Raw genomic sequence first — 19,353 nt, 5'->3', positions numbered from 1 at the left:
AGACCATCGGGGTGGGCGAACTTCGCCGTGTGGAGGATCGGGGTGCCGGGGTGGTCGGCCGCAGGGCAGGGCCAGTGGAGGGCTTCGGGCCTGTTGAGCCGCTCGTAGTTCATGCCGTGGTAGGACGGGGTGACGGCGGCGATCTCAGTGAAGATCTCCTCGGCGCTCTGGTAGGGGAACTGCTTGGCGTAGCCCATCTTTGCGGCGAGTTCGCTGATGATCTGCCAGTCGAGTTTCGCCTCGCCGGGGGCTTCCTGGGCCTTGCGCCACATCTGGACACGCCGCTCGGTGGAGGTCTGGGTGCCGTCGCGCTCTGCGTAGCAGGCGGCGGGCAGGACGACGTCGGCCATCGCAGCGGTCTCGGTCATGAAGATATCCTGGACGACCAGGAATTCAAGGCTCTCGAGGGCATGCTTGACGTGGGTCAGGTCCGGGTCGGAGAGCATCGGGTTCTCGCCCATGATGTACATGCACTTGAGTTCGCCGGGCTTGTCGGTCAGGACGTCCATCATGACGGTGACCTCGTAGCCGTTCTTGGGCTCGCAGATGCCGTCGGGGAAGCCCCAGGCGTCGGCGAACTTCTTGTGGGCGGCCTCGTCGATGACCTTCTGGTAGCCGGTGAAGACGACCGGGAGTGCACCCATGTCGCAGGCGCCCTGGACGTTGTTCTGGCCACGGAGCGCGTTCACGCCGGCGCCGGGCTTGCCCAGGTTGCCGAGGAGCATCTGGATGTTGGCCACCGACTTGACGTTGTCGACACCGGTGGTGTGCTGGGTGATGCCCATCGAGTAGAGGATCGCGCCGGGCTTGCAGGTGCCGAGCCACTCGGCGGTCTGCTTGAGCTGGTCGACCGGGATGCCGGAGATCTTCGAGACGTTCTCAAGGCTGTAGTCCTCCTTCATGACGACTTCCTTGAGTTTCTCGTAGTCCTTCGTCCGGGTGGCGATGAACTCCTTGTCTTCCCAGCCGTTCTTGATGATCTCCTGCATCAGGCCGTTTAAGATGGCCACGTCGGTGCCGGAGACGAAGGCCATGTAGAGGTCGGCCTGGCGGGCGGTCGCGGTGTAGCGCGGGTCGGCGTAGATGATCTTCGCGCCGTTCTGCTTGGCCTGGACGACCCTGCGACCGATGAGCGGGTGCTGCTCGAAGGTGTTGGAGCCCAGGATGAAGAGACACTTCGATTCGGCGATGTCGCCGATGGAGTTGGTCATCGCGCCGGAGCCGAACGAGGCGGCGAGGCCGGCGACGGTGGACGCGTGGCAGAGCCGGGCGCAGTGGTCGATGTGCCGGGTCTTCATGACGCCGCGGGCGAACTTCATCAGCGCGTAGTTCTCCTCGTTCGAGACCCTTGCCGATGCGAGCGCTGCAAACTCGTCAGGCTTGTAGGACTTGAACTTCTGTGCGATCAGGTCGTACGCCTCGTCCCAGGTCGCCTCGACGAACTTGCCGTCCTTCTTGATGAGCGGCTTCGTCAGGCGGTCGGGACTGTTCACGAACTCGTGAGCGTAGGTGCCCTTGGGGCAGACCTTCCCCTCGTTGACGGGCGAGCGGCGGTACGGTGCCGTGCCGACAACCTTCCCGTCCTGGACGACAAGGTTGAAACTGCAGCCTGTTCCGCAGTAAGGGCACGTCGTAGCTACATAATTCAACGTCATGTTTTTACCACACCTCTATGGCGAACCGTTTATCTGTGGTTAAGCTACTTAAATGGACGTGGTTAACCGGATCTGCCCCGTCCTTATCGGGAGTATGAAAAGGCGAATATCCACCTGTATCACCTCTTTTGACCATTAACCGGGCCTCACCCGGGAAAATCCGGGTTCGGGTGTCGATGGAGAGCAGATATAAGTGATAAACCGATCTCCGGGCGGGGTTCAGGGGCCGCCTCCAGAGCAGAACGATGCCTGCGGCCGAACCGGGAGCAGGAGTCCCGATATCCGAAAGATGCCTTAAGAGACCTGAAACGACCGCCGTGCCTTGCACCAGTCGTCTTTCCTATCTGAGAGAAGATGTTATTATCGGTGGAATCCTACACCGATTATATATCTGCACAGGGAGAGGAGCGCAACCGTGAAGAAGAAGATCCTGATCTCGCCGATGCTCGTGGACCTGGTGGGGAACGCTCTGGCGTCGATGGACGGCGTGAAGTTCACCGAACTCGACGCCTGTCCGTCGTGCGGCGGCCCGGTCACCGGACACGACTTCCGGGAAAAGCGGTTCGCTGTCCTGCTCGATAATGGGAAGGAGCAGACGATCCGTGTCCACGTGAAGAGATTCTACTGCAGGCAATGCGGTGCCCTCTGCTACGCCGACGCGCCGTTCTACCCCGACACCCGGCTTGCTGCGCCCGTCGTCGACTTCTGCCTCGTTCTGGCGCAAAGAATGCCGTTCAACCGGGTGGCGGAGTACCTCCGTGCGATGGGGATCGTCGTCGACCGGGGGACCATCCGGAACTACGCCTCCCGCGACTTCGGCAAGATCCCGGTAACCGAACTCTTCGGTCTCCCGCTACCCTTCTCGCTGCTGAACCTCGCCATCTCCGCCCTCGGACGCGAGAGCTATCCCATCGTAGGGGCAGAAGCGCTCGCTGCCTGCGGTTTCCCACCCGCAGGCCGGGCAGCGCTTTCGGGCTCGGGCAGGCGGTCTCCCGAAGAGCGGTATCAGCGGTATGAATAGGAAGAGGAAGAAGAACGGGAAGCCGAGGGCGAGCGAAACCCCCGTGATGGCGACCGATATCGCCAGCAGGAGGATGGTCAGTCCCCTGCGGCCCGCCGTAACGCCACCTCCCTGACGGCGTACGCCGGCAGCGCGTCCGAGACCGACCCGATCTCCCTATCCAGCGTGGTGCAGCTCAGTTCGCGGGCGAAGAGGTCGGCCCCGATCCCGGCCGCGATCACCTGTTCGGCTCCGCTCTGGAAGAGTGCGCGCCCCACCGCACGAACGATCAGTGTCCGCTGAGCCTCCCAGAACTGCCGGGCCACCTGAACGGCGCCGGAGTTCCCGATCTCGTCGAGGTCCGCGCAGACGACGCGGGCAAGCCTCCGGAGCGCCGCATCCGCGGTCTTCTCGCCGTTGTCGGGTGCCGGGCAGGTGTAGTCCTCCGGGGCGATGTGACCGAGCACGAGATGTGCGTCGGCGCTTGCAGCGAAGTACTCGGTGCTCACCGGGGTCACTCTCCCGTCCAGCGTGACTGAAGAGAGGATCGTGGCGACGTTCGTTCGGAGCATCCCGGTATAGACGAGGTACTGCTTCTGCAGCCGCCGGGTGTCGGTCAGGCCCTTGAGACTCTCGAAGTCGTTGAGGGGAATGATGTCGGCGGTGGTGCTCCCCACGTCGAGGAGGACCGCATCGGGATACTCCTCCCGCAGGTAATCTGCCGAGGCCAGCCAGTTCGCGGCCGCGAGAGCCGGGACGGGCCGGGTATGAAACGCCGCGTCGGTCCCGTAGAAGGCGGCGTCCGGGACGACCGTTCGGACGGCCCCCACGATCCACTCTATCCCCTCCATCTTGTTCACAAAGCAGTCCGCGAGCTCGCCGCTCATCACCACGGCAGCAGGCTCCGCGTAGGGCTCCAGGAGATCCGCGAGCGGCGCACCCTGCCAGAGAGGACAGTAGTGAATATGCACCCCGTCGTCGTCGACGACCTTGAGGTTCGCTCCGCCGATATCGATCCCTATCATACCCGGCTGATCCTCCCGTCTTTGTCAAAGAGGACTCTTCCTGAAAGATGGACCTCTGCCGGCCCTTTACCACGCGACGCCGCAACGAGGATCTCGGCTATCTCCTCCTCCATGACCGCCGCGATCCCGACCAGGCTGGTCGTGGGCCTCGGGTTGACGTCCACCACGTAGACCCGGTCGCCGACGACGACGTCGATCCCGGCATACCCCTGGCAGCCGAGGACGTTCATCGCCTGGACGGCGACATCGACGATCTCCTCCTCGCGGTCGGGGTGGACCGGCGTCTCTCCGCCGAGATACCGGAGATGCCCGTCGTCGCCGACGGCGATCTCCTGCCGGTTTATCGCAAGCAGGAGCGGCGGGTTGCCCGAGTGGAACTCGCAGACGTTGCCGGTCACCCGGCTCCCCACCAGGCTCACGCTCAGGGCCTCCCCTTCGATGTATGCCTCGGCAAACTCGCCGGCGCCCGGCTCCTCGTCCGTCAGCCTGACCCCCACGGCCCCGCAGCCCGTGATCGGCTTGACGACCCTCTTCCCCTCTCCCGGTGCGGGCGGGACCGGGATGCCGTGCCGGGAGAGGATTGCTGCCGTCCGCTGCTTATTCGCGCAGACCGCCGCATTCATGCTTCCACACCCGATGTTATGGGTGAATTGCTCGATAAGGTGCGTGTACCGGAAGATGAGGTGGTCCGGCGCGATGACCAGGCCTACGTCGCACCCCGGTGCGAGCCTCCGGATCTCACCCTCGAAGTCGGGTCCTTCCGGGGTCACCACGTCGTAACCGCACCGCTCGAAGCTTGCGCTGAGCACCGAGAGCATCGCGGCACCCTCGGGCGCAAGCTCAGGGTCGTTGCATACGGAGTATTCGGCAAGAATCGCCTTCATCGTAGTAGAGGTTGGTCGCCAGGCACTTGACCCTGACGATCGGGCAGGTTTTTGATGCGCGGACGCCATCCCTATAGACAAGAATGAAGCCGAAGATTATGCTCACCAACGATGATGGGATTACGTCAGTAGGGCTCTGGGCGGCATACGATGCGCTCGCACCGATCGCAGACGTCACGGTGGTCGCTCCCGCCACCCAGCAGAGCGCCGTAGGGCGGTCGATCTCCATCTTCGAGCCGATCCGCGCGAACAAAGTGACGATGAACGGGGTGCCGGCGTACTCGGTCGGCGGGAAACCGACCGACTCCGTGATCATAGGGCTCTTTGCGCTGCACCTGAACCCGGACCTCGTGGTCAGCGGGATCAACATCGGCGAGAACCTCTCCTACGAGTCCATCATGACCTCGGGCACCGTCGGCGCGGCCCTGGAAGCGTCCAACCAGGGAGTGCCGTCCCTTGCATTCTCGCTCCAGGTGGAGGATCAGGGCGACAAGTTCGACGACCCGTCACGCGTCGCCGACCGGTTCAGCGACGCGAGGCGCGTCGTCCGCGAGGTCTGCGAGCGGGTCCTCACAAACGGGTTCCCGGAGAACGCTCACGTCATCAACGTGAACATCCCGGCATCGGTGCGCGGCGGCTACGAGATCACCCGCCTTGCCGAGAAACTCTTCTACACCGGCGTGGAGGAGCGCCTCGACCCCCGCGGGCGCCCCTACTACTGGATCGACGGGCCCCTGCACGAGGATGCGGAAGAAGGGACCGACGTGCATGCGGTGCAGAAGGGCAACGTCTCCATCACGCCCATCACGCTCGACTGCACGGCGTTCGGGGCCACGGATGCCCTCAGAGGCATCTTCCCCTGACGGCATGGCTATCTGGATGAACGGCGAAGAGTGATCATGAGTACACCGCAGACAGAGTCGAAGCGGAACGCAGGGTATCAGGCGGCAGGAATGGTCGAGGACGGGATGGTCGTCGGTCTCGGCACCGGCTCGACGGTCTTCTTTGCGATGGAGCGGCTGGGCGAGCGGATTCGACGAGACGGCCTTTCGATCGCCGGCGTCCCGACGTCCTACCAGGCGGCAATCCGGGCACGCGAGTACGGGATCCCGCTCACGAGCCTCGACGAGCACCCGGAGATCGATATCGCGATCGACGGAGCCGACCAGGTCGACCCGGCCGGCAACCTGATCAAGGGGCGGGGGGCGGCGCTCCTCCGGGAGAAATGCGTCGCAGACGCGGCCCGGAGAGTGATCATCGTCGTCGATCCGACGAAGATGGTGGAGACCTTCGATGCGCTCGTCCCGGTCGAGGTGCTCCCGTTCGCCTCCACGTCGGTCTCCCGGCGGCTCTCCCTCCTCGGCGCCGTTCCGACGATGCGGGAAGGGGTGAAGAAAGACGGCCCGGTCGTGACCGACAACGGCAACTTCATCCTCGACTGCAGCTTCGGGACGATCGGTTCGCCCCGGGACCTGGAGGCAAAAATAGCCGCCATCCCCGGAGCGCTGGAGTGCGGTCTCTTTACCGCCTACGGAGAAAAGATAACGGTCATCGTTGGTGAGGAGAAGGGGTGCCGCGTCGTATCACTGCGTTGAGATGCATTCACGCATCTTCTGGATAAGGTCTAGCTGGTGGCGGGCTTCTCTCTTCTTTTCTTTCTCGATCGTATCCATGATCTCCGTTATCGGGCGCGAGAGCATGTAGATCTTCACCGGCCGGCCTTTACTCTCGGATTTGCTCTCGCGGGTGTCCACCCAGTCGCATTCCTTGAGGTAGCGCATGGCGATGCTGACCTCGGGCTGGCGGAGATCGGTGCCCCGCTCGATGTCGCGGGATGTTGCCTCCTCGATGTTTGCAAGATAAACAAGCACTTTCGAGACGTTTCTCTTGATGCCGATACCTATGAGGAGTTCGGCAAGTTCCTCATCGCGTGGCGTAAAATATCGTACCTTATCTGACCTCATCCGTTCACCATCAGGCAGTAGTTATTGTTTTAAATCTGACTATAAAAATATTATTATTTCAATGGGAGATTTTGCGATTGTGATGGTTTTAAGAGAATCGATGCAGCATTGCACCGATAGGATACGCTTGTTCTTTGCCTGACCGCGCTCATTTCGGCGGTGAGGGGGTGGCCTCCGGGAGAGGGAATAGATTACGCCTCCACGGCACCTCCGGTACTTCGTTCGCGCCGGACTGCCCAAAAAAGAGATTATTCGATGGAGTTCAGATGAGGCCGAGACTGGAGAGCTCGGAGAGGATCCGCTGAACCGCACGCCTCGCGTCTTCGGGCACCTTGCCGCCGGTGATGATCAGTTTGCCGGAACCAAAGAGGAGGACGACCACCTTCGGGTCGTCGAGCCGGTAGACCAGCCCGGGGAACTGTTCGGGCTCGTACTCGATGCGGTCCAGGTTGAAGCCCACGGCGATCTTGTTTAAGTTGATCGGCGTGCCGAGATCCGCGGACGTGACGATATTCTGGATCTTGTAAGTCAGGTTCTCGGGAATGTCGATACCGAGCGCCCGGAGCTGGTCGCCGAGGATCTGGAGGCCACGCGAGAGACTGTCGATGCTTTTAGCACCCGTCAGGACGACCTTGCCGGAGCCGAAGACGAGCGCGGCGATCTTTGGGTCCTGCATCCGGAGAACGACTCCGGGAAACCGTTTTTTATTGTATTCCGCATCCTTCAGCTGCGAGGCAAGAGAGGGGAGATCAAGAGAATCCGTCACTTTCGCCGAAGCAACGATATTTTCTATCTTGAGGGACTCCTCTGGACTGTGCTCATTCATATTTATAAGATATATAAAAGAGTATATAAAGGGTTGGTTGGTTATTCCTCCAGGGTGGAGATGTCTCCGGGGTCCATACCCAGTTCCTGCGCTTTTAAGACGCGCCTCATGATCTTGCCGCTCCGGGTCTTGGGGAGCGACTGGACGAACTCGATCTCGGAGGGTATGGCGATGGGGCCGAGCGTCATCCGGACGTGGTAGACGAGGTCGTTCTTCAGCTTGTCTCCAGGCTGGCGGCCGTCCTTGAGGATGACGAAGGCTTTGATGACGTTCCCCTTCATGGCGTCGGGTTTCCCGATGACGGCGGCCTCCGCGACGGCTTCGTGGGAGACGAGCGCGCTCTCGACCTCTGCGGTCCCGATGTTGTGCCCGGCGACGACGATCAGGTCGTCCGACCGCCCGATGACCATGATGTAGCCGTCTTTATCCTTCACCGCGAGGTCGGCGGCCGTGTAGCAACCGGGAATGGTGTTCCAGTACTTGCGGTACCGCTCGTCGTCGTTCCAGACCGTCCGCATCATCGAGGGCCAGGGCTCCTTGACGACCAGGAGGCCGCCGGTCCCCGGCGGGCATGAGTTGCCCTCCATATCGACGACATCCGCGACGACGCCGGGGATCGGCTTGCCCACGAATCCGGGGCGCATGGGTTCACCGATCATCGTGGTCAGCATGTGCATCCCGGTCTCGGTCTGCCACCAGGTGTCCACGATGGGGCACCGGTCCTTGCCGATAGTGCGGTAGTACCACTCGAACGCCTCCGGGTTGAGCGGCTCGCCGACGGAGCCGAGCACGCGCAGCGACGAGAGGTTGCAGCGGTTCGGCCACTCCTCGCCTACCCGCATGAACATCCGGATGGCGGTCGGAGCGGTGTAGAAGATGGTGACACCATACTCCTCGATCAGGTTCCACCAGGTGCCCGGGTCCGGGTAGTCGGGGGTCGCTTCGGCGATGAGGCAGGTGGCCCCGTTCAGGAGCGGCCCGTAGACGCCGTAGCTGTGGCCGGTGATCCAGCCGGGGTCGGCGGTGCACCAGTAGACGTCGCTGTCCTTGACGTCGAAGACGTACTTCGTCGTGTAGTAGGTCCCGACGGTGTAGCCGCCGCAGGTGTGGACGATACCCTTCGGGGACCCCGTGGTGCCGCTCGTGTAGAGGATGAAGAGCGGGTCCTCGGCATCCATCGGCTCCGCCGGACACTCCCGGTCCACGCCTTCCGTCAGGTCGTAGTAGTCCACTTCCATCTCGGGGTGGAGTTCGACGGGTTTGTCTGTGTCGCGCCGGAGGATGACGATCCGCTCGACGCTCGGGGCGCTCACGACCGCCTCCTCGACGATGTTCTTGAGCGGGATGGCCTTCCCGCGCCGGTAGGTGACGTCGGCGGTGATGACCACCTTCGCCTCGATGCCCCTGATCCGCTGGTTGAGCGCGTTGACCCCGAACCCGCCGAAGACGACGGAGTGGATGGCTCCGATCCGGGCGCAGGCGAGCATCGCGATGACCTGCTCGGGTACCACCGGCATGTAGATGCAGACCCGGTCGCCTTTGCCGACGCCGAGGCGCTTCAAGCCGTTTGCGAACCGGCAGACCGCCTGGTGGAGCTGGCGGTAGGTGTAGATCTGCTCGTCACCCTCGTCCTCGCCACGCCACATGAGAGCGACCTTGTTCCGCCGCTGGCTGTGGGCGTGGCGGTCCAGGCAGTTGTGGGTGATGTTGAGCTTTCCGTTCAGGAACCACCGGGCATACGGGTAGTTCCACTCCTTCACCCGGTCCCAGGGCTGAAACCAGTCGAGCTCCCGGGCGATGCCGTCCCAGAACCCATCGGGGTCGGCCAGGAACGCCTGGTAGGTCCGGTTGTAGTCGCCTATCCAGGACTGCTCCTTGCAGCAGGCATCAGGGGTGTAGTACTTCACCTCATCGAGTCTGACATTGAAATTATCAGCCATCTTGTCGCCCCTATTATACATTATTAATAATGTATATTGTATATCAACATTCTGGTTGAGGAGGCGGATGCACCAGAGAGGCACCACCCGGCAGCGGGCGGGGAAAACCTCCCGGTCAAACTGTGGACTACGTCATCGCCTGTATGGGGGTCAGATAGCGGTCCCCGTAAAGATACGGGCAAAGAAGAGGGATACGGGGCTTACGCCCGGGATTTAGTCGTATTCGCGCCAGGTCTTCCCGCAGGCCGTGCAGCGGAAGAACCGGACCTCGCTCTCATCTGCCGCCCGCAGCTGCCGCAGCCACCAGTATGCCGTCAGGCAGTCGCACTCGGGACATTTGATGCTCGCGGTCGGAAGGGTTGCTATCTTATCCTCTTCGTCAACGATGGTGATCTCCTTCTCCACACGTTTGTCTGTCTTCCTCAACCGGTCGAGGTCGTTGATCTCCCTGATATAACCGCATTTTTTGCACTTCAGCTGACCCCCGGACGATATCATCAGGCCTTTGCACTGTGGACAGAACATCATTATTATGAATGGGATACCGATCAAAATTAACCCTTGGCCTTGCCGTATGGCCGGGACCGCGCAACCGGCGGCGCGACCGGATCGGGCGCACAAATGCTTTATTGCCGGTTACGCCGATGGGTAAAGGATGAAGGATTACCTGGTGCTGATCTCCTGCATCTGCTTTCTCGCCTTTCTTGTCCCGGGCCGGTTCCGGAAGTACTTTGCCGTCGGCGGCTGGGCAAGCATCGTCGGATACCTCTTCCTTGAGCTCCCCTACTACTTCTCCCTCAATAACTTCATGTATCCGATAATAGCCCTGCTCTCGGTCCCCTTCCTCTATATCACCATCAAATATCTGCTCCTTGGCGATCCGCGGGTGATGCAGCTCTCGGGGATCGCGGCCGTGGCGTTCCTGATCTTCGCTCCCTTCGCCTACATCCCGGCACTCGGGGACTGGCTCATCGCGATCGTCGTGAACCAGACGTCCGCGGCGCTTGCGGCGGTCGGGTACCCCGTGAACCTGGACGCCTGGAACCTGGTGGAGCGCAACGGCTTCAGGACCGAGATCATCCTCGCCTGCACGGGGATTCAGAGCATCGCGATCATGCTCGGCGTCGCCTGGGGCGTGCAGTCGACGCTCCGGCAGAAGGTCATCGGGTTTCTCGTGGTCTTCCCGACGATCTACGTCTTAAACATCGTCCGGAACGTCTTCGTGATCACGGCGTATACCGAGCAGTGGTTCCCCTTCCTCCCCCAGATCGCCGGCAACGGCGAGTTCGGGTACGAGAGTTTCTTCTGGGCGCATAATGTCATGGCCGAACTGGGAGCGCTCGTCTTCCTCGTCGTCCTCGCCTACGCCCTCTTCATGGTCCTTCCCGAACTCGGCACCCTCGCCGACAACCTCTACCGGCTCTACAGGAGCGAGGTGGAACGGATCCTCCGGCCGAAGGCCGCGCGGTCCGATCTCCAGCCCTGACAGGAACCGGCGGAGGCCCCTCCCGGCCAGGGCCCGTGGTTACCGTTGCATGCCTCCACGGGTCCGGGGCATCGCACTTCACACCTCTCGGTGAATCTCGCTTCGTTCGCACCTCGCACCTGATGCCTTCTCATGCTCCGCTCCTCACGGAACATCGCACTTCGCGGCTTCACGTCTTTCGCGTGAGGCCTTATCATTACCCTTGTACATAGTCTCACACGAAGGCGCGAAGGACGCGAAGGCTGGTAGAGGGATGCTGCAACTCCCTTCGCGCGAGGCACTGCCAATTCACGCCTGCCGGCTCAGGGGATACCTCCGGTCGGAGTTAGTGTCGCCGATCTTCGTGGACGACGGGTATTGGGCAGGACATATCTCCCAATCTGAAACGTGAAGAAAAAACGAGGAAAGCAGTCCCCGTTCAGGAGTACTGCCGGTAGAGGTAGAAGATCCGCTGCACCGCCGAGAGGTTCGTGCAGACTGCGATGAGGAGGATCGCGGCCCAGATGTACCCGGTCACGCCGCCGAGCACCAGCACGAGGACGGTCTCGGGCCGCCCGAAGAAGCCGACTCCCTCGAGGGGGTCCTCGATCTTCCCGGCGACTCTCTCCGTATAGCCGATCTCGGCGTAGGTGACCGGCTTGATGAAGGTATTGATCAGCGACCCGGCGAGCGCCAGCCCCACGACGCCGAAGTCGAAGACCGGCGGGACGGCTACAAACTGGCTGATGATGGGGATGCCGGCGAACCCCACGCCCAGGATGACCGCTGCATCGACGTATTTATCGGCGACCCAGTCGAGGACGGCACCGAACTTGCTCTCGGAGTGGTTCCTGCGGGCGACGTTGCCGTCCACGAGGTCGAGGATCGCCGAGACGACCAGCAGCAGGCTGCCCGCAAGAAAGTACCGCTGGGAGTAGGCGAGTGCGCACGAGAAGCCGAAGAGCACGGAGAGGAGCGAGACCTGGTTTGGCGTAACGCCCAGTCGTATAAAAAACGACGCGACTGGCTCCGTATATTTGATGAATTTCGGCCGCAGCGAGGTTATATTCATCGCATACTTTATCATCCCGTGAGGGGTTTAACCTTTGCTCTACCCCGCAGGAAGGTACCTCCTCACCTCGAACGGCGCATACGTTCCAGAATCACCATATTCATAAATGCTGCCGCCAGATAGATCTGCGGGAAGGAAGTCCAATGGTTGTTCACGACAGACCGCACGTGCTCATGATGTCGGAGATCACCGTCGACGGGAAGCTCACTCTGAAGCGCGGGGCCTCAAGCAAGATCCTCATGAAGTACATGGCGCCCGAGACCGAGATCCTCCTCCACCGGACCCGGGCGGAGTGCGACGCCATCATGGTCGGGGCAAACACGATCAGGATCGACAATTCCTTCCTGACGGTCCGGCTGGTCGAGGGGAAGAGCCCGCTCCGGGTCATCCCGTGCAGCCAGGCGGATCTTCCGCCGGACGCGAACGTGCTCGGCCCCGACGCCCGGACGGTCATCGCCGTCTGCGCCAACGCACCGGAGGAGAATGTTGCCCGGCTCCGGGCGTGTGGCGTCGATATCGTCGTTACAGGGACCGACGGGGTCGATCTCCCGGAACTGATGCGGATCTTGAAGACGGATTACGGCGTCGACCGGATGATGATCGAGGGCGGGCCGACGCTGAACTGGTCGATGTTAAACCACCGCCTGGTGGACGAGATCCGCCTGATCCACCTGCCGTTCATCGTCGGGGGCGCCGATACCCCCTCACTCGTCGGCGGCATGCATATCGAGACCGAGAACGAGATGATCCGGCTCTCCCTGAAGCAGTGCTTCATGTGCGGGAGTAACCTGGTCACCGAGTGGAACGTCCTCTACGGGGAGAGTTCCAGCGACTAACCCTTTTTTGCTCCGTAAAATAGTTCCACGCGGCCCTGGAGTCTCACGCAAAGACAGGACCCCCCCAGGTTCTCCCGGTATCGATGAAGATGGTGGGTGATGTGGCCCCGGGAGGCTATTCCGCGAGGCCTTTGCGATTCCGGCCGTCAGATCATGACGTAGGGGTCGGCCTTCATGTACTCGCGGCAGACCGTCGTCGCGTAGTGGCCGGGAGGAAGCGTGAACCGGAGACGGACGTTCGCGCCCGATACCTCCGCTTCCACCTCCGTCGAGAGCGCGATCGGCCGGAGAGCGCCGGCAAATTTCGTCGCCACGAACCGGGAGGCACGCTCGAAGTCCTCAGCGCCGATACCCCGCTCGCGCATCAGGTCCTGCATCACCTCGTCGGTCCGGCCGTGCGGCGTCACCGGCTCCGCCCCCGGAACGAATATGGCGATCCGGCACCGGCCGCGGCGGATCTGGAGCAGGGCCGCCTGCCGGTTCCGCGCCGAGACGATATCCTCGCGGCCGTTCGAGAAGAGCAGCCGGTCCCCGACCTCGGGCTCGGCGAGCGAGAGGCCGGCCTCGATGCGGCGGGAGAGCGCGCAGTTGAAGAGGTAGGACTGGAACGCGCTTACGAGGAGCGAGAGGAGTTTCGGCGGGAGGACCCGGAGCGCACCGGCGTAATCGCCGGGGTTTCCGGCGAGATGGTTCGCCATCGCCCGCTCGTAGGTCATCTGGACGGGGAGAGCGGCGAGCGCGGCTTTTGCGTCCCGGTCCTCGGCGAACCGGCTCCGCGCCCGCTGCGCCTCCTCCGATTCGAGAGGGTATGCCCGGCCGATGTAGGTGACCACGGCACCTTCGTAGTCCCCGCGAAGGATACTCTCGCCGACAAGATGCGTGACCGGCCGGACGACGCCGAACCGCTGCAAGCCGTAATAGTTCGGTATTCCGGCGGAAGCGACCTCTGTGGCCGCCCGCACCCGTTCGGCAAGGCCCTCCGCGGCGCAGTCGCGGATGACGATATCGAACCGGTTCCCCGCGAGGCCGCCGAGAGCGAGCGGGTGCTGCGACCGCCCCACGACCTCAAGCGAGATGTCCTTGAGGTGTACGTGCTCTATCGCCTCGGGCGGAACCTCGTAGAGCGAGAGGTACTGGGTGGTCACCGCGTTCTTGTCCTTGGTCCCCGCCCAGGCGATCCGCCGGTGGCTGATCCCGAGCTGCTTTGCGATCTCCTTGACCGCCCGCTGGAGTTCCCAGTTCGTCTTGGTGAGCCGGCAGATGAGGAAAGGGCCATCCGGATCGCTGATCGGGAGCGGGAGTTCTTCGACGATGAAGTCGGCGGGAGTTGACCGGAGCCGCCCGCCGATGCCGGGTGCCCCGGACGCGTAGTAGCGCATCCCGAGCTCCTGTTCCAGGGGATAGGGCGAGGGCATCATAGCAGGGAGAGGTCGCCGGTGATCCGGTCGAGGTCCTCGGAGCGGGCGGGTCCGAGGCCGAGCGCCGTCACGGTTCCCGGCGGGATCTCGGTCATCCCGGCATCCTGGATGATCGATGCGGGGATGCCCGCGCGCTCCGCGATCGTCTTGAGCTCGAAGAGCTGCCGTTCGGCCGAGACCTTCAGCACCACTTTCTTCTGCCCCTCGTCGAGCCAGGCCTTCTTCGCGATCTTGTCGGCCTTCTCGTAGGCGCCGACGGCGGCGTGGGCGATCTGCGCACACTTCTTGCCGCAGCTCATCTTGATGTCGGCGCGCACGACCAGGCACTGCTTCCACTTAAAGTCCCGTTCTTCCGGCATTTCGGTACTACCTGGGGCATGATCCGTCAAATATACAGCTATGGGGATGGCGCCGGACAGACACGCGCCGCCGCCTCTTCCCGCGCGGAGGCGGATATCTGTCATGCCTCATGGACGCACGCTCAATGCGAGCGTAAGCGGAGCAGGAGCACCGCAGGTGCTGAGAGGAGTCACCTACATCCATAAATTGCACTTCGCGTTCTTCGCGGCTTCGCGTGAGGCTGAGTGCAGGGATACTGACGAGGTCTCACGCGAAGAGCGCGAAGCCGCGAAGGAGCATTACCTGACACCGCCCGACCTCCGGTCTGACAGCCGGCTGTTATCGAAGGGCATCCTCACCCCCCACCCGCCCCCTTTTTATGACCCTGCAAGTCCATTATAGTCTAGAATCGGTCGGCCTGCACACAGGCACCGGCCGCCTGAAACCCACGTCTGCGAGGCATGATAGTCTGGTCTGGGATGTTGTTGTGGTGGGCGCGGGCCCCGCCGGGAGTGCCGCCGCGCGGGCTTGCGCGGAGGAAGGGCTTTCGACGCTCTGCATCGAGGAGCACGGGACGATCGGCCACCCGGTGCAGTGCGCGGGGCTCCTCTCAGCCTCCGCGCTCGCCGAATGCGACGTTTCGAAGAGGTCGGTCTTGAACGAGGTGACCGGTGCCCGGATGGTCTCCGGTCTTGGGGGGGAGCTCCTCTTCGACGCGGGGGTCACGAAGGCATATGTCGTCGACCGGTGCCTCCTCGACCGGGAGATGGCGGAACGGGCGGCGGAGGCCGGAGCGGAGTTCCGCTTAAAGACCGGTGCGTGCGGCGTCCAGGGCGCCTCTCTCCTGACGCGGGGGGTCCGCGGGCGCGAGGAGATCCCCTTCCGCCTCCTGATCGCCGCCGACGGGCCGCGGGGGTCCGTCGCCCGCATGCTCGGCCTTCGAAGGGCGGGAGTCTACCTCGCCGGAGTGCAGGCGGAGGTGCCCTATACGATGGACCCGCGCTACGTGGAACTGCACCCCAACGCCTCCCCCGACTTCTTCGGGTGGGCGATCCCGGTCTCGAGAACCCGCGCACGCGTCGGGCTCTGCGCACGGGAGCACGCCGGAGACCACTTCGCCCGGTTCGTCGCCCGTTACGGGGGAACCTCCCTCCACCTCGTGAGCGGGGTCATCCCGCTCGGCGTCATGCCCCGGACCTACGGCCACCGTACGCTCTTCGTCGGCGACGCGGCGGGTCTCGCCAAACCCACGTCGGGGGGCGGCGTCTACACCGGCGTCCGGTCGGCGAAGCACGCCGCCGCGGTCGCGGCAGCCTGCGTGGCGCGCGGGACGTTCGACGACGAGAGCCTCCGGGAGTATGAGCGGCGCTGGAAGGAGGACTTCGGGCGGGAACTCGATACCGGGATGAGAGCGCTCAGGGTCCGGCAGAGGATGACGCCGGAGGAGATCGACCGCCTCTGCCGGGCCTTGAACGACGAAGACCTCATCGCGACGATCGTGGAGCACGGAGATATGGACCGGCCGGGCGCCCTGCTCAGGAGGCTCGCCCTGAAACCCGCATTGGCCAGGGCTATGGGCATACTTTTCGCATCGGGAGTACGTCAGATTCTTACCGGCTGATACAACCGTCGCGCTTGGTAATACATTTATACCTAAACGTAATACAACTCGTCAGGTGTGTAATGCATATACCTGACTTCATGTTCCCGGTCACCCAGGGCCTCGTCTACTGGGTCATCGCTCTCATCTTCATCCTGCTCGCCCTCCGATGGGCGCGGCACTCCATGGGTGAGGAGAAGGTGCCGCTGGTCGCCGTGCTCGCCGCCGGCATCTTCGCCATCCAGGCGCTGAACATCCCCATCCCCTGGGGGACGAGCGGCCACATGGTCGGTGCGGCGCTCGCGGCGATCGTCCTCGGGTCGCCGTTTGCAGGGGTCTTCATCCTGACGCTGGTTCTCCTCGTGCAGGGGTTCATCTTCGGCGACGGCGGCATCGTCGCGATGGGCGCAAACATCATCAATATGGGCGTCGTCGGGGGCTTTGTCGGCTACTACGGCTATACAGGCATAAGAAAACTGACCGCGAACTCGTTTGCCGCCGCGTTCATCGCCGGGTGGGCTGCGCTCTTCATCTCCGCAATCCTCTGTGCGGTCGAGCTCGCCATTGCCGGCACCTTCCCGCTCGTCCCCGGGCTCACCTTCATGGGGACCTACCACGCGGTCATCGGGCTCATTGAAGGAGGCATCACCGCGGTCGCCCTCTACCTGATCGCATCGGCACGGCCCGACATCCTCGAACACCCGACGGGAGTGAGCTCATAATGGAGACAAAACAGTTCGTCGTCATCGGGATCGCGATCGCCCTCGTGATCGCCGTTGCCGCGCCGTTCCTGGCATCAGGCAACCCCGACGGGCTTGAGAGCGCCTTCTTCAGCATCTACGATGCAAAGCCCTTCATGGGCGACGAGCTCGACGAAGATGCCGCCGGTGCTGCCGAAGAGCACGCGGCGGCCGTGACCGGGAACGAGTTCGCGCACGAGGCCCTCATGCCCGATTACACCATTCCGGGCCTCGACAAGACCGGAGAGGTGCTTGCCGTCGTGATCGGCACGCTCCTCATGCTCGCCCTGGTATACGGAGTTGCCCGGGTGGCTGCACGGCCCGATAATTAGATACCCCACAAACTCCCACTTTTTGCTACCATGCACCTGGTCGAGACCCGCGATCTCACCCACACCTACCGCGGCAATGTCCACGCCCTCGAGGGCGTGAACTTCGTTGCAGAGAGGAAGTCCCGCATCGCCGTCATCGGGCCGAACGGGGCCGGGAAGAGCACGCTCTTCAAGCACTTCAACGGCATACTCAAGCCCGCCTCCGGCGAGGTGCTGATCCGGGGCGAACCGATCACGAAGGAGAACCTCCGCGAGATCCGCAAGTTCGTGGGGATCGTCTTCCAGAACTCCGACGACCAGATCTTCTCCCCCACCGTGGAGCAGGACGTCGCGTTCGGCCCGACGAACCTCGGCCTCGACGAGGCGACGGTCGCCCACCGCGTCGAGGAGGCCCTGCACCTCCTCGGGGTGGAGGAACTCCGTCACCGGGTGCCGCACCACCTCTCCGGCGGCGAGAAGAAACGGGTCGCCATCGCCGGAATCCTCGCGATGGAGCCGCAGGTCCTGGTCCTCGACGAACCGACCGCCGGCCTCGACCCCCAGGGCGTCGCCGACCTGGTGGCGTTCGTCAACCGGCTGCCCGACGAGTACGGCATGACGGTGATCTTCTCGACCCACCAGGTCGACCTCGTGGCGGAGGTGGCTGATTACATCTACGTGATGGACCACGGGAGGATCGTGGCCTCCGGGACGGTCGAAGAGATCTTCACCCGGCCCGAACTGCTCGCCCGGACCCGGCTCGACGTGCCGGTCATACCGAAACTGATCCGGTCGCTGCAGGAGGGCGGTGTCGCCATCGATATGGCCTACACCTACGAGGGTGCAAAGAAGTCGTTCCTCGACGCCTACACGAGAAGAGCATGATCGACGACCTCTACTTCATCGAGAAGCACGCTTACCGGACCAGCATCGTCCACCGGCTGGATGCAAGGATCAAGCTCCTGGTGACCCTCGCTGCCGTCCTCGCGATCATCGCCATGCCCTACTCGACGAAGGTCTACGAGCTCGGCGCCGTCCTCCTCGCCCTCTTCATCGTCCTCTGGGGCGCATCGCGCCTCCCCCCGACCGCCTACCTCCGGAGGCTCGCGCTGATCCTGCCGTTCGGGATCTTCCTCATCGGGTTCCAGGTCTTCGTGAAGAACCCCTACTACGATGTCTTCCACCCGATTGCAGCACTGCCGCTTGGGATCGAGATCTACGCGGAGTCGGTCGAGTTCGCCTCGATCCTCCTCGTGAAGTTCGTCGTCAGTATATCGTTCGTCATCCTCCTCTCGTCGACGACGCGGATGCAGGACCTTCTCGACGCGTCGGGGAGGCTCGGCCTGCCCCGCGAGTTCATCCTCCCGCTCGGGATGATGATCCGCTACATCTTCGTCTTTGCAGAGATCTTCGCCAAGATCCGGTCGACGATGGAGACCCGGTGCTTCGACCCCTTCGACCGCACCCTCCCCTATCGCTACCGGTTCCGCCAGCTCGGCTACACGGTCGGCATGATCTTCATCAGGTCCTACGAGCAGGGCGAGCGCACCTACACGAGCATGCTCTGCAGGGGTTACGGGGAGGACGCCCACCTGCACATCGGGCGAAAGTCCCTCAGCGCCGGGGAGATCTTCTTCTTTGTCGGTGCGATCGCCCTCATCGTGACCTCGTCGGTCCTGATATACCTGCAGCCATAAGAGAGATGCGCGAAAAAGAGATCGTTCATATAACCGGTTGTCCAAAAGGGATGGTATGCCCGCAAAGAGCGAGTTCGGCAGGGGTTTTATCGTCAACCTCATGCTGCTTTCACGGCACTTCGGCCTCCCTTCGGAGAAGGCTTTCTTCGGCGCCGCCGACCACCTCAACGAATTCACCGTGCCGGAACAGTTCCGGGGGACCGAGATCGAGGAGCTCGTCGGACGCCTCCGCAAGATGGTGATCTGGCACCAGCCGGGCACGCTCGACAAGGAGGACGCTGCAGACGTGCGAAGGCTCCTCAACCGGATCGCGGTCGCGCTCGATAAAGAACTCGGCATCAAGGATCCCGACACGGGCAAGTACGACTGACGGGCCCCCTCTCTCCCCCGGCGGATGCCCGGCCGGAGACAGCAGAGTATCGATCCCCGGACCGGGAACCGCGAGGCCCGACCGGTCCCCGCGGACATCTTCGCGCCGGGACGCCATCGAGCCGGGGACCCTCAGAATAAGCCCAAATCAGTGGATTCTTCGGAGCCGTTCAGTATAAGTGGTTACACGACCAATATATACTGTGAGTTTT

The 19,353-nt window shown here is 62.9% G+C and carries 21 protein-coding genes; 11 read left to right on the top strand and 10 right to left on the bottom strand.

All coding sequences use genetic code 11. The features are described 5' to 3' along the window. Nucleotides 1–1,655: formate dehydrogenase subunit alpha (gene fdhF / locus F8E02_RS08855; RefSeq protein ID WP_317065128.1), on the bottom strand; the 1,655-nt coding region annotated here is incomplete at its 3' end. A gap of 415 nt (nucleotides 1,656–2,070) precedes the next feature. Here fdhF and F8E02_RS08850 point away from each other — a divergent pair. Beyond that, nucleotides 2,071–2,676: a hypothetical protein gene (locus F8E02_RS08850; RefSeq protein ID WP_317065127.1), complete on the top strand. Its 606-nt coding sequence runs from the start codon at nucleotides 2,071–2,073 to the stop codon at nucleotides 2,674–2,676. 77 nt (nucleotides 2,677–2,753) lie between these two features. Here F8E02_RS08850 and F8E02_RS08845 read toward each other — a convergent pair whose 3' ends face one another. Both F8E02_RS08845 and F8E02_RS08840 read right to left on the bottom strand, forming a co-directional pair. Next, complete coding sequence (locus F8E02_RS08845; protein WP_317065126.1) at nucleotides 2,754–3,680, bottom strand: hydantoinase/oxoprolinase family protein; 927 nt, start codon at nucleotides 3,678–3,680, stop codon at nucleotides 2,754–2,756. Beyond that, on the bottom strand, nucleotides 3,677–4,564 hold the full coding sequence (locus tag F8E02_RS08840) for an ATP-grasp domain-containing protein (RefSeq protein WP_317065125.1): 888 nt from the start codon (nucleotides 4,562–4,564) through the stop codon (nucleotides 3,677–3,679). The genes F8E02_RS08845 and F8E02_RS08840 overlap by 4 nt, the downstream gene beginning before the upstream one ends. 83 nt (nucleotides 4,565–4,647) lie before the next feature. Between F8E02_RS08840 and surE the strand changes: the two genes are divergently transcribed. Together surE and rpiA are read left to right on the top strand one after the other, a co-directional pair. Beyond that, entirely contained in the window at nucleotides 4,648–5,427 is a 780-nt protein-coding gene (surE, locus tag F8E02_RS08835) for a 5'/3'-nucleotidase SurE (protein WP_317065124.1), read from the top strand. A 36-nt stretch (nucleotides 5,428–5,463) separates the two neighbouring features. Beyond that, complete coding sequence (gene rpiA, locus F8E02_RS08830) at nucleotides 5,464–6,159, top strand: ribose-5-phosphate isomerase RpiA (protein ID WP_317065123.1); 696 nt, start codon at nucleotides 5,464–5,466, stop codon at nucleotides 6,157–6,159. On the opposite strand, the gene F8E02_RS08825 is transcribed toward rpiA, so the two are convergent. The 4 genes from F8E02_RS08825 to F8E02_RS08810 all read right to left on the bottom strand — a co-directional run bounded on the left by F8E02_RS08825 (nucleotide 6,148) and on the right by F8E02_RS08810 (nucleotide 9,822). Continuing rightward, a complete protein-coding gene (locus tag F8E02_RS08825) occupies nucleotides 6,148–6,528 on the bottom strand; it encodes an ArsR family transcriptional regulator (RefSeq protein ID WP_317065122.1) in 381 nt (126 codons plus the stop codon). The two genes, rpiA and F8E02_RS08825, sit on opposite strands and share 12 nt — an antisense overlap. A gap of 262 nt (nucleotides 6,529–6,790) precedes the next feature. Then, nucleotides 6,791–7,354, bottom strand: a complete 564-nt coding sequence (locus F8E02_RS08820; protein WP_317065121.1) for a TATA-box-binding protein — start codon at nucleotides 7,352–7,354, stop codon at nucleotides 6,791–6,793. Between the two features lie 41 nt (nucleotides 7,355–7,395). Beyond that, nucleotides 7,396–9,294: an acetate--CoA ligase gene (gene acs, locus F8E02_RS08815; RefSeq protein ID WP_317065120.1), complete on the bottom strand. Its 1,899-nt coding sequence runs from the start codon at nucleotides 9,292–9,294 to the stop codon at nucleotides 7,396–7,398. A gap of 213 nt (nucleotides 9,295–9,507) precedes the next feature. After that, complete coding sequence (locus tag F8E02_RS08810) at nucleotides 9,508–9,822, bottom strand: transcription factor S (protein ID WP_317065119.1); 315 nt, start codon at nucleotides 9,820–9,822, stop codon at nucleotides 9,508–9,510. Between the two features lie 127 nt (nucleotides 9,823–9,949). On the opposite strand from F8E02_RS08810, the gene artA reads away from it, so the two are divergent. Further along, nucleotides 9,950–10,780, top strand: coding sequence for an archaeosortase A (gene artA, locus F8E02_RS08805; RefSeq protein WP_317065118.1), 831 nt, complete (start codon nucleotides 9,950–9,952; stop codon nucleotides 10,778–10,780). A 418-nt stretch (nucleotides 10,781–11,198) separates the two neighbouring features. Here artA and F8E02_RS08800 read toward each other — a convergent pair whose 3' ends face one another. Next, complete coding sequence (locus F8E02_RS08800; protein ID WP_317065117.1) at nucleotides 11,199–11,831, bottom strand: CDP-alcohol phosphatidyltransferase family protein; 633 nt, start codon at nucleotides 11,829–11,831, stop codon at nucleotides 11,199–11,201. Between the two features lie 143 nt (nucleotides 11,832–11,974). Here F8E02_RS08800 and F8E02_RS08795 point away from each other — a divergent pair, with 143 nt between their 5' ends. Further along, the gene (locus tag F8E02_RS08795) at nucleotides 11,975–12,667 is read left to right on the top strand and encodes a RibD family protein (protein ID WP_317065116.1); all 693 of its coding nucleotides are present in this window, start codon (nucleotides 11,975–11,977) and stop codon (nucleotides 12,665–12,667) included. Nucleotides 12,668–12,813: 146 nt separating this feature from the next. On the opposite strand, the gene truD is transcribed toward F8E02_RS08795, so the two are convergent. Further along, nucleotides 12,814–14,085, bottom strand: coding sequence for a tRNA pseudouridine(13) synthase TruD (truD, locus tag F8E02_RS08790; protein WP_317065115.1), 1,272 nt, complete (start codon nucleotides 14,083–14,085; stop codon nucleotides 12,814–12,816). Further along, the gene (gene pth2 / locus F8E02_RS08785; RefSeq protein ID WP_317065114.1) at nucleotides 14,082–14,444 is read right to left on the bottom strand and encodes a peptidyl-tRNA hydrolase Pth2; all 363 of its coding nucleotides are present in this window, start codon (nucleotides 14,442–14,444) and stop codon (nucleotides 14,082–14,084) included. Before pth2 ends, truD begins: the two co-directional genes overlap by 4 nt. 449 nt (nucleotides 14,445–14,893) lie before the next feature. Between pth2 and F8E02_RS08780 the strand changes: the two genes are divergently transcribed. From F8E02_RS08780 to F8E02_RS08755, 6 genes are all read left to right on the top strand, one after another. Beyond that, entirely contained in the window at nucleotides 14,894–16,045 is a 1,152-nt protein-coding gene (locus tag F8E02_RS08780) for an NAD(P)/FAD-dependent oxidoreductase (protein ID WP_317065168.1), read from the top strand. Nucleotides 16,046–16,107: 62 nt separating this feature from the next. After that, nucleotides 16,108–16,746, top strand: coding sequence for a cobalt transporter CbiM (gene cbiM, locus F8E02_RS08775; RefSeq protein ID WP_317065113.1), 639 nt, complete (start codon nucleotides 16,108–16,110; stop codon nucleotides 16,744–16,746). Beyond that, nucleotides 16,746–17,096: a PDGLE domain-containing protein gene (locus F8E02_RS08770; protein ID WP_317065112.1), complete on the top strand. Its 351-nt coding sequence runs from the start codon at nucleotides 16,746–16,748 to the stop codon at nucleotides 17,094–17,096. The genes cbiM and F8E02_RS08770 overlap by 1 nt, the downstream gene beginning before the upstream one ends. Nucleotides 17,097–17,126: 30 nt before the next feature. Then, nucleotides 17,127–17,960, top strand: a complete 834-nt coding sequence (locus tag F8E02_RS08765) for an ATP-binding cassette domain-containing protein (protein ID WP_317065111.1) — start codon at nucleotides 17,127–17,129, stop codon at nucleotides 17,958–17,960. After that, nucleotides 17,957–18,772, top strand: a complete 816-nt coding sequence (gene cbiQ / locus F8E02_RS08760) for a cobalt ECF transporter T component CbiQ (protein WP_317065110.1) — start codon at nucleotides 17,957–17,959, stop codon at nucleotides 18,770–18,772. Before F8E02_RS08765 ends, cbiQ begins: the two co-directional genes overlap by 4 nt. A 55-nt stretch (nucleotides 18,773–18,827) precedes the next feature. Then, nucleotides 18,828–19,142, top strand: a complete 315-nt coding sequence (locus F8E02_RS08755) for a hypothetical protein (protein WP_317065109.1) — start codon at nucleotides 18,828–18,830, stop codon at nucleotides 19,140–19,142. Nucleotides 19,143–19,353: the final 211 nt, after the last annotated feature.

The sequence above is a fragment of the Methanoculleus caldifontis genome (genome assembly GCF_032842345.1).
Classification (GTDB): domain Archaea; phylum Halobacteriota; class Methanomicrobia; order Methanomicrobiales; family Methanoculleaceae; genus Methanoculleus; species Methanoculleus caldifontis.
This window is presented reverse-complemented; position numbering and strand designations above follow the sequence as displayed.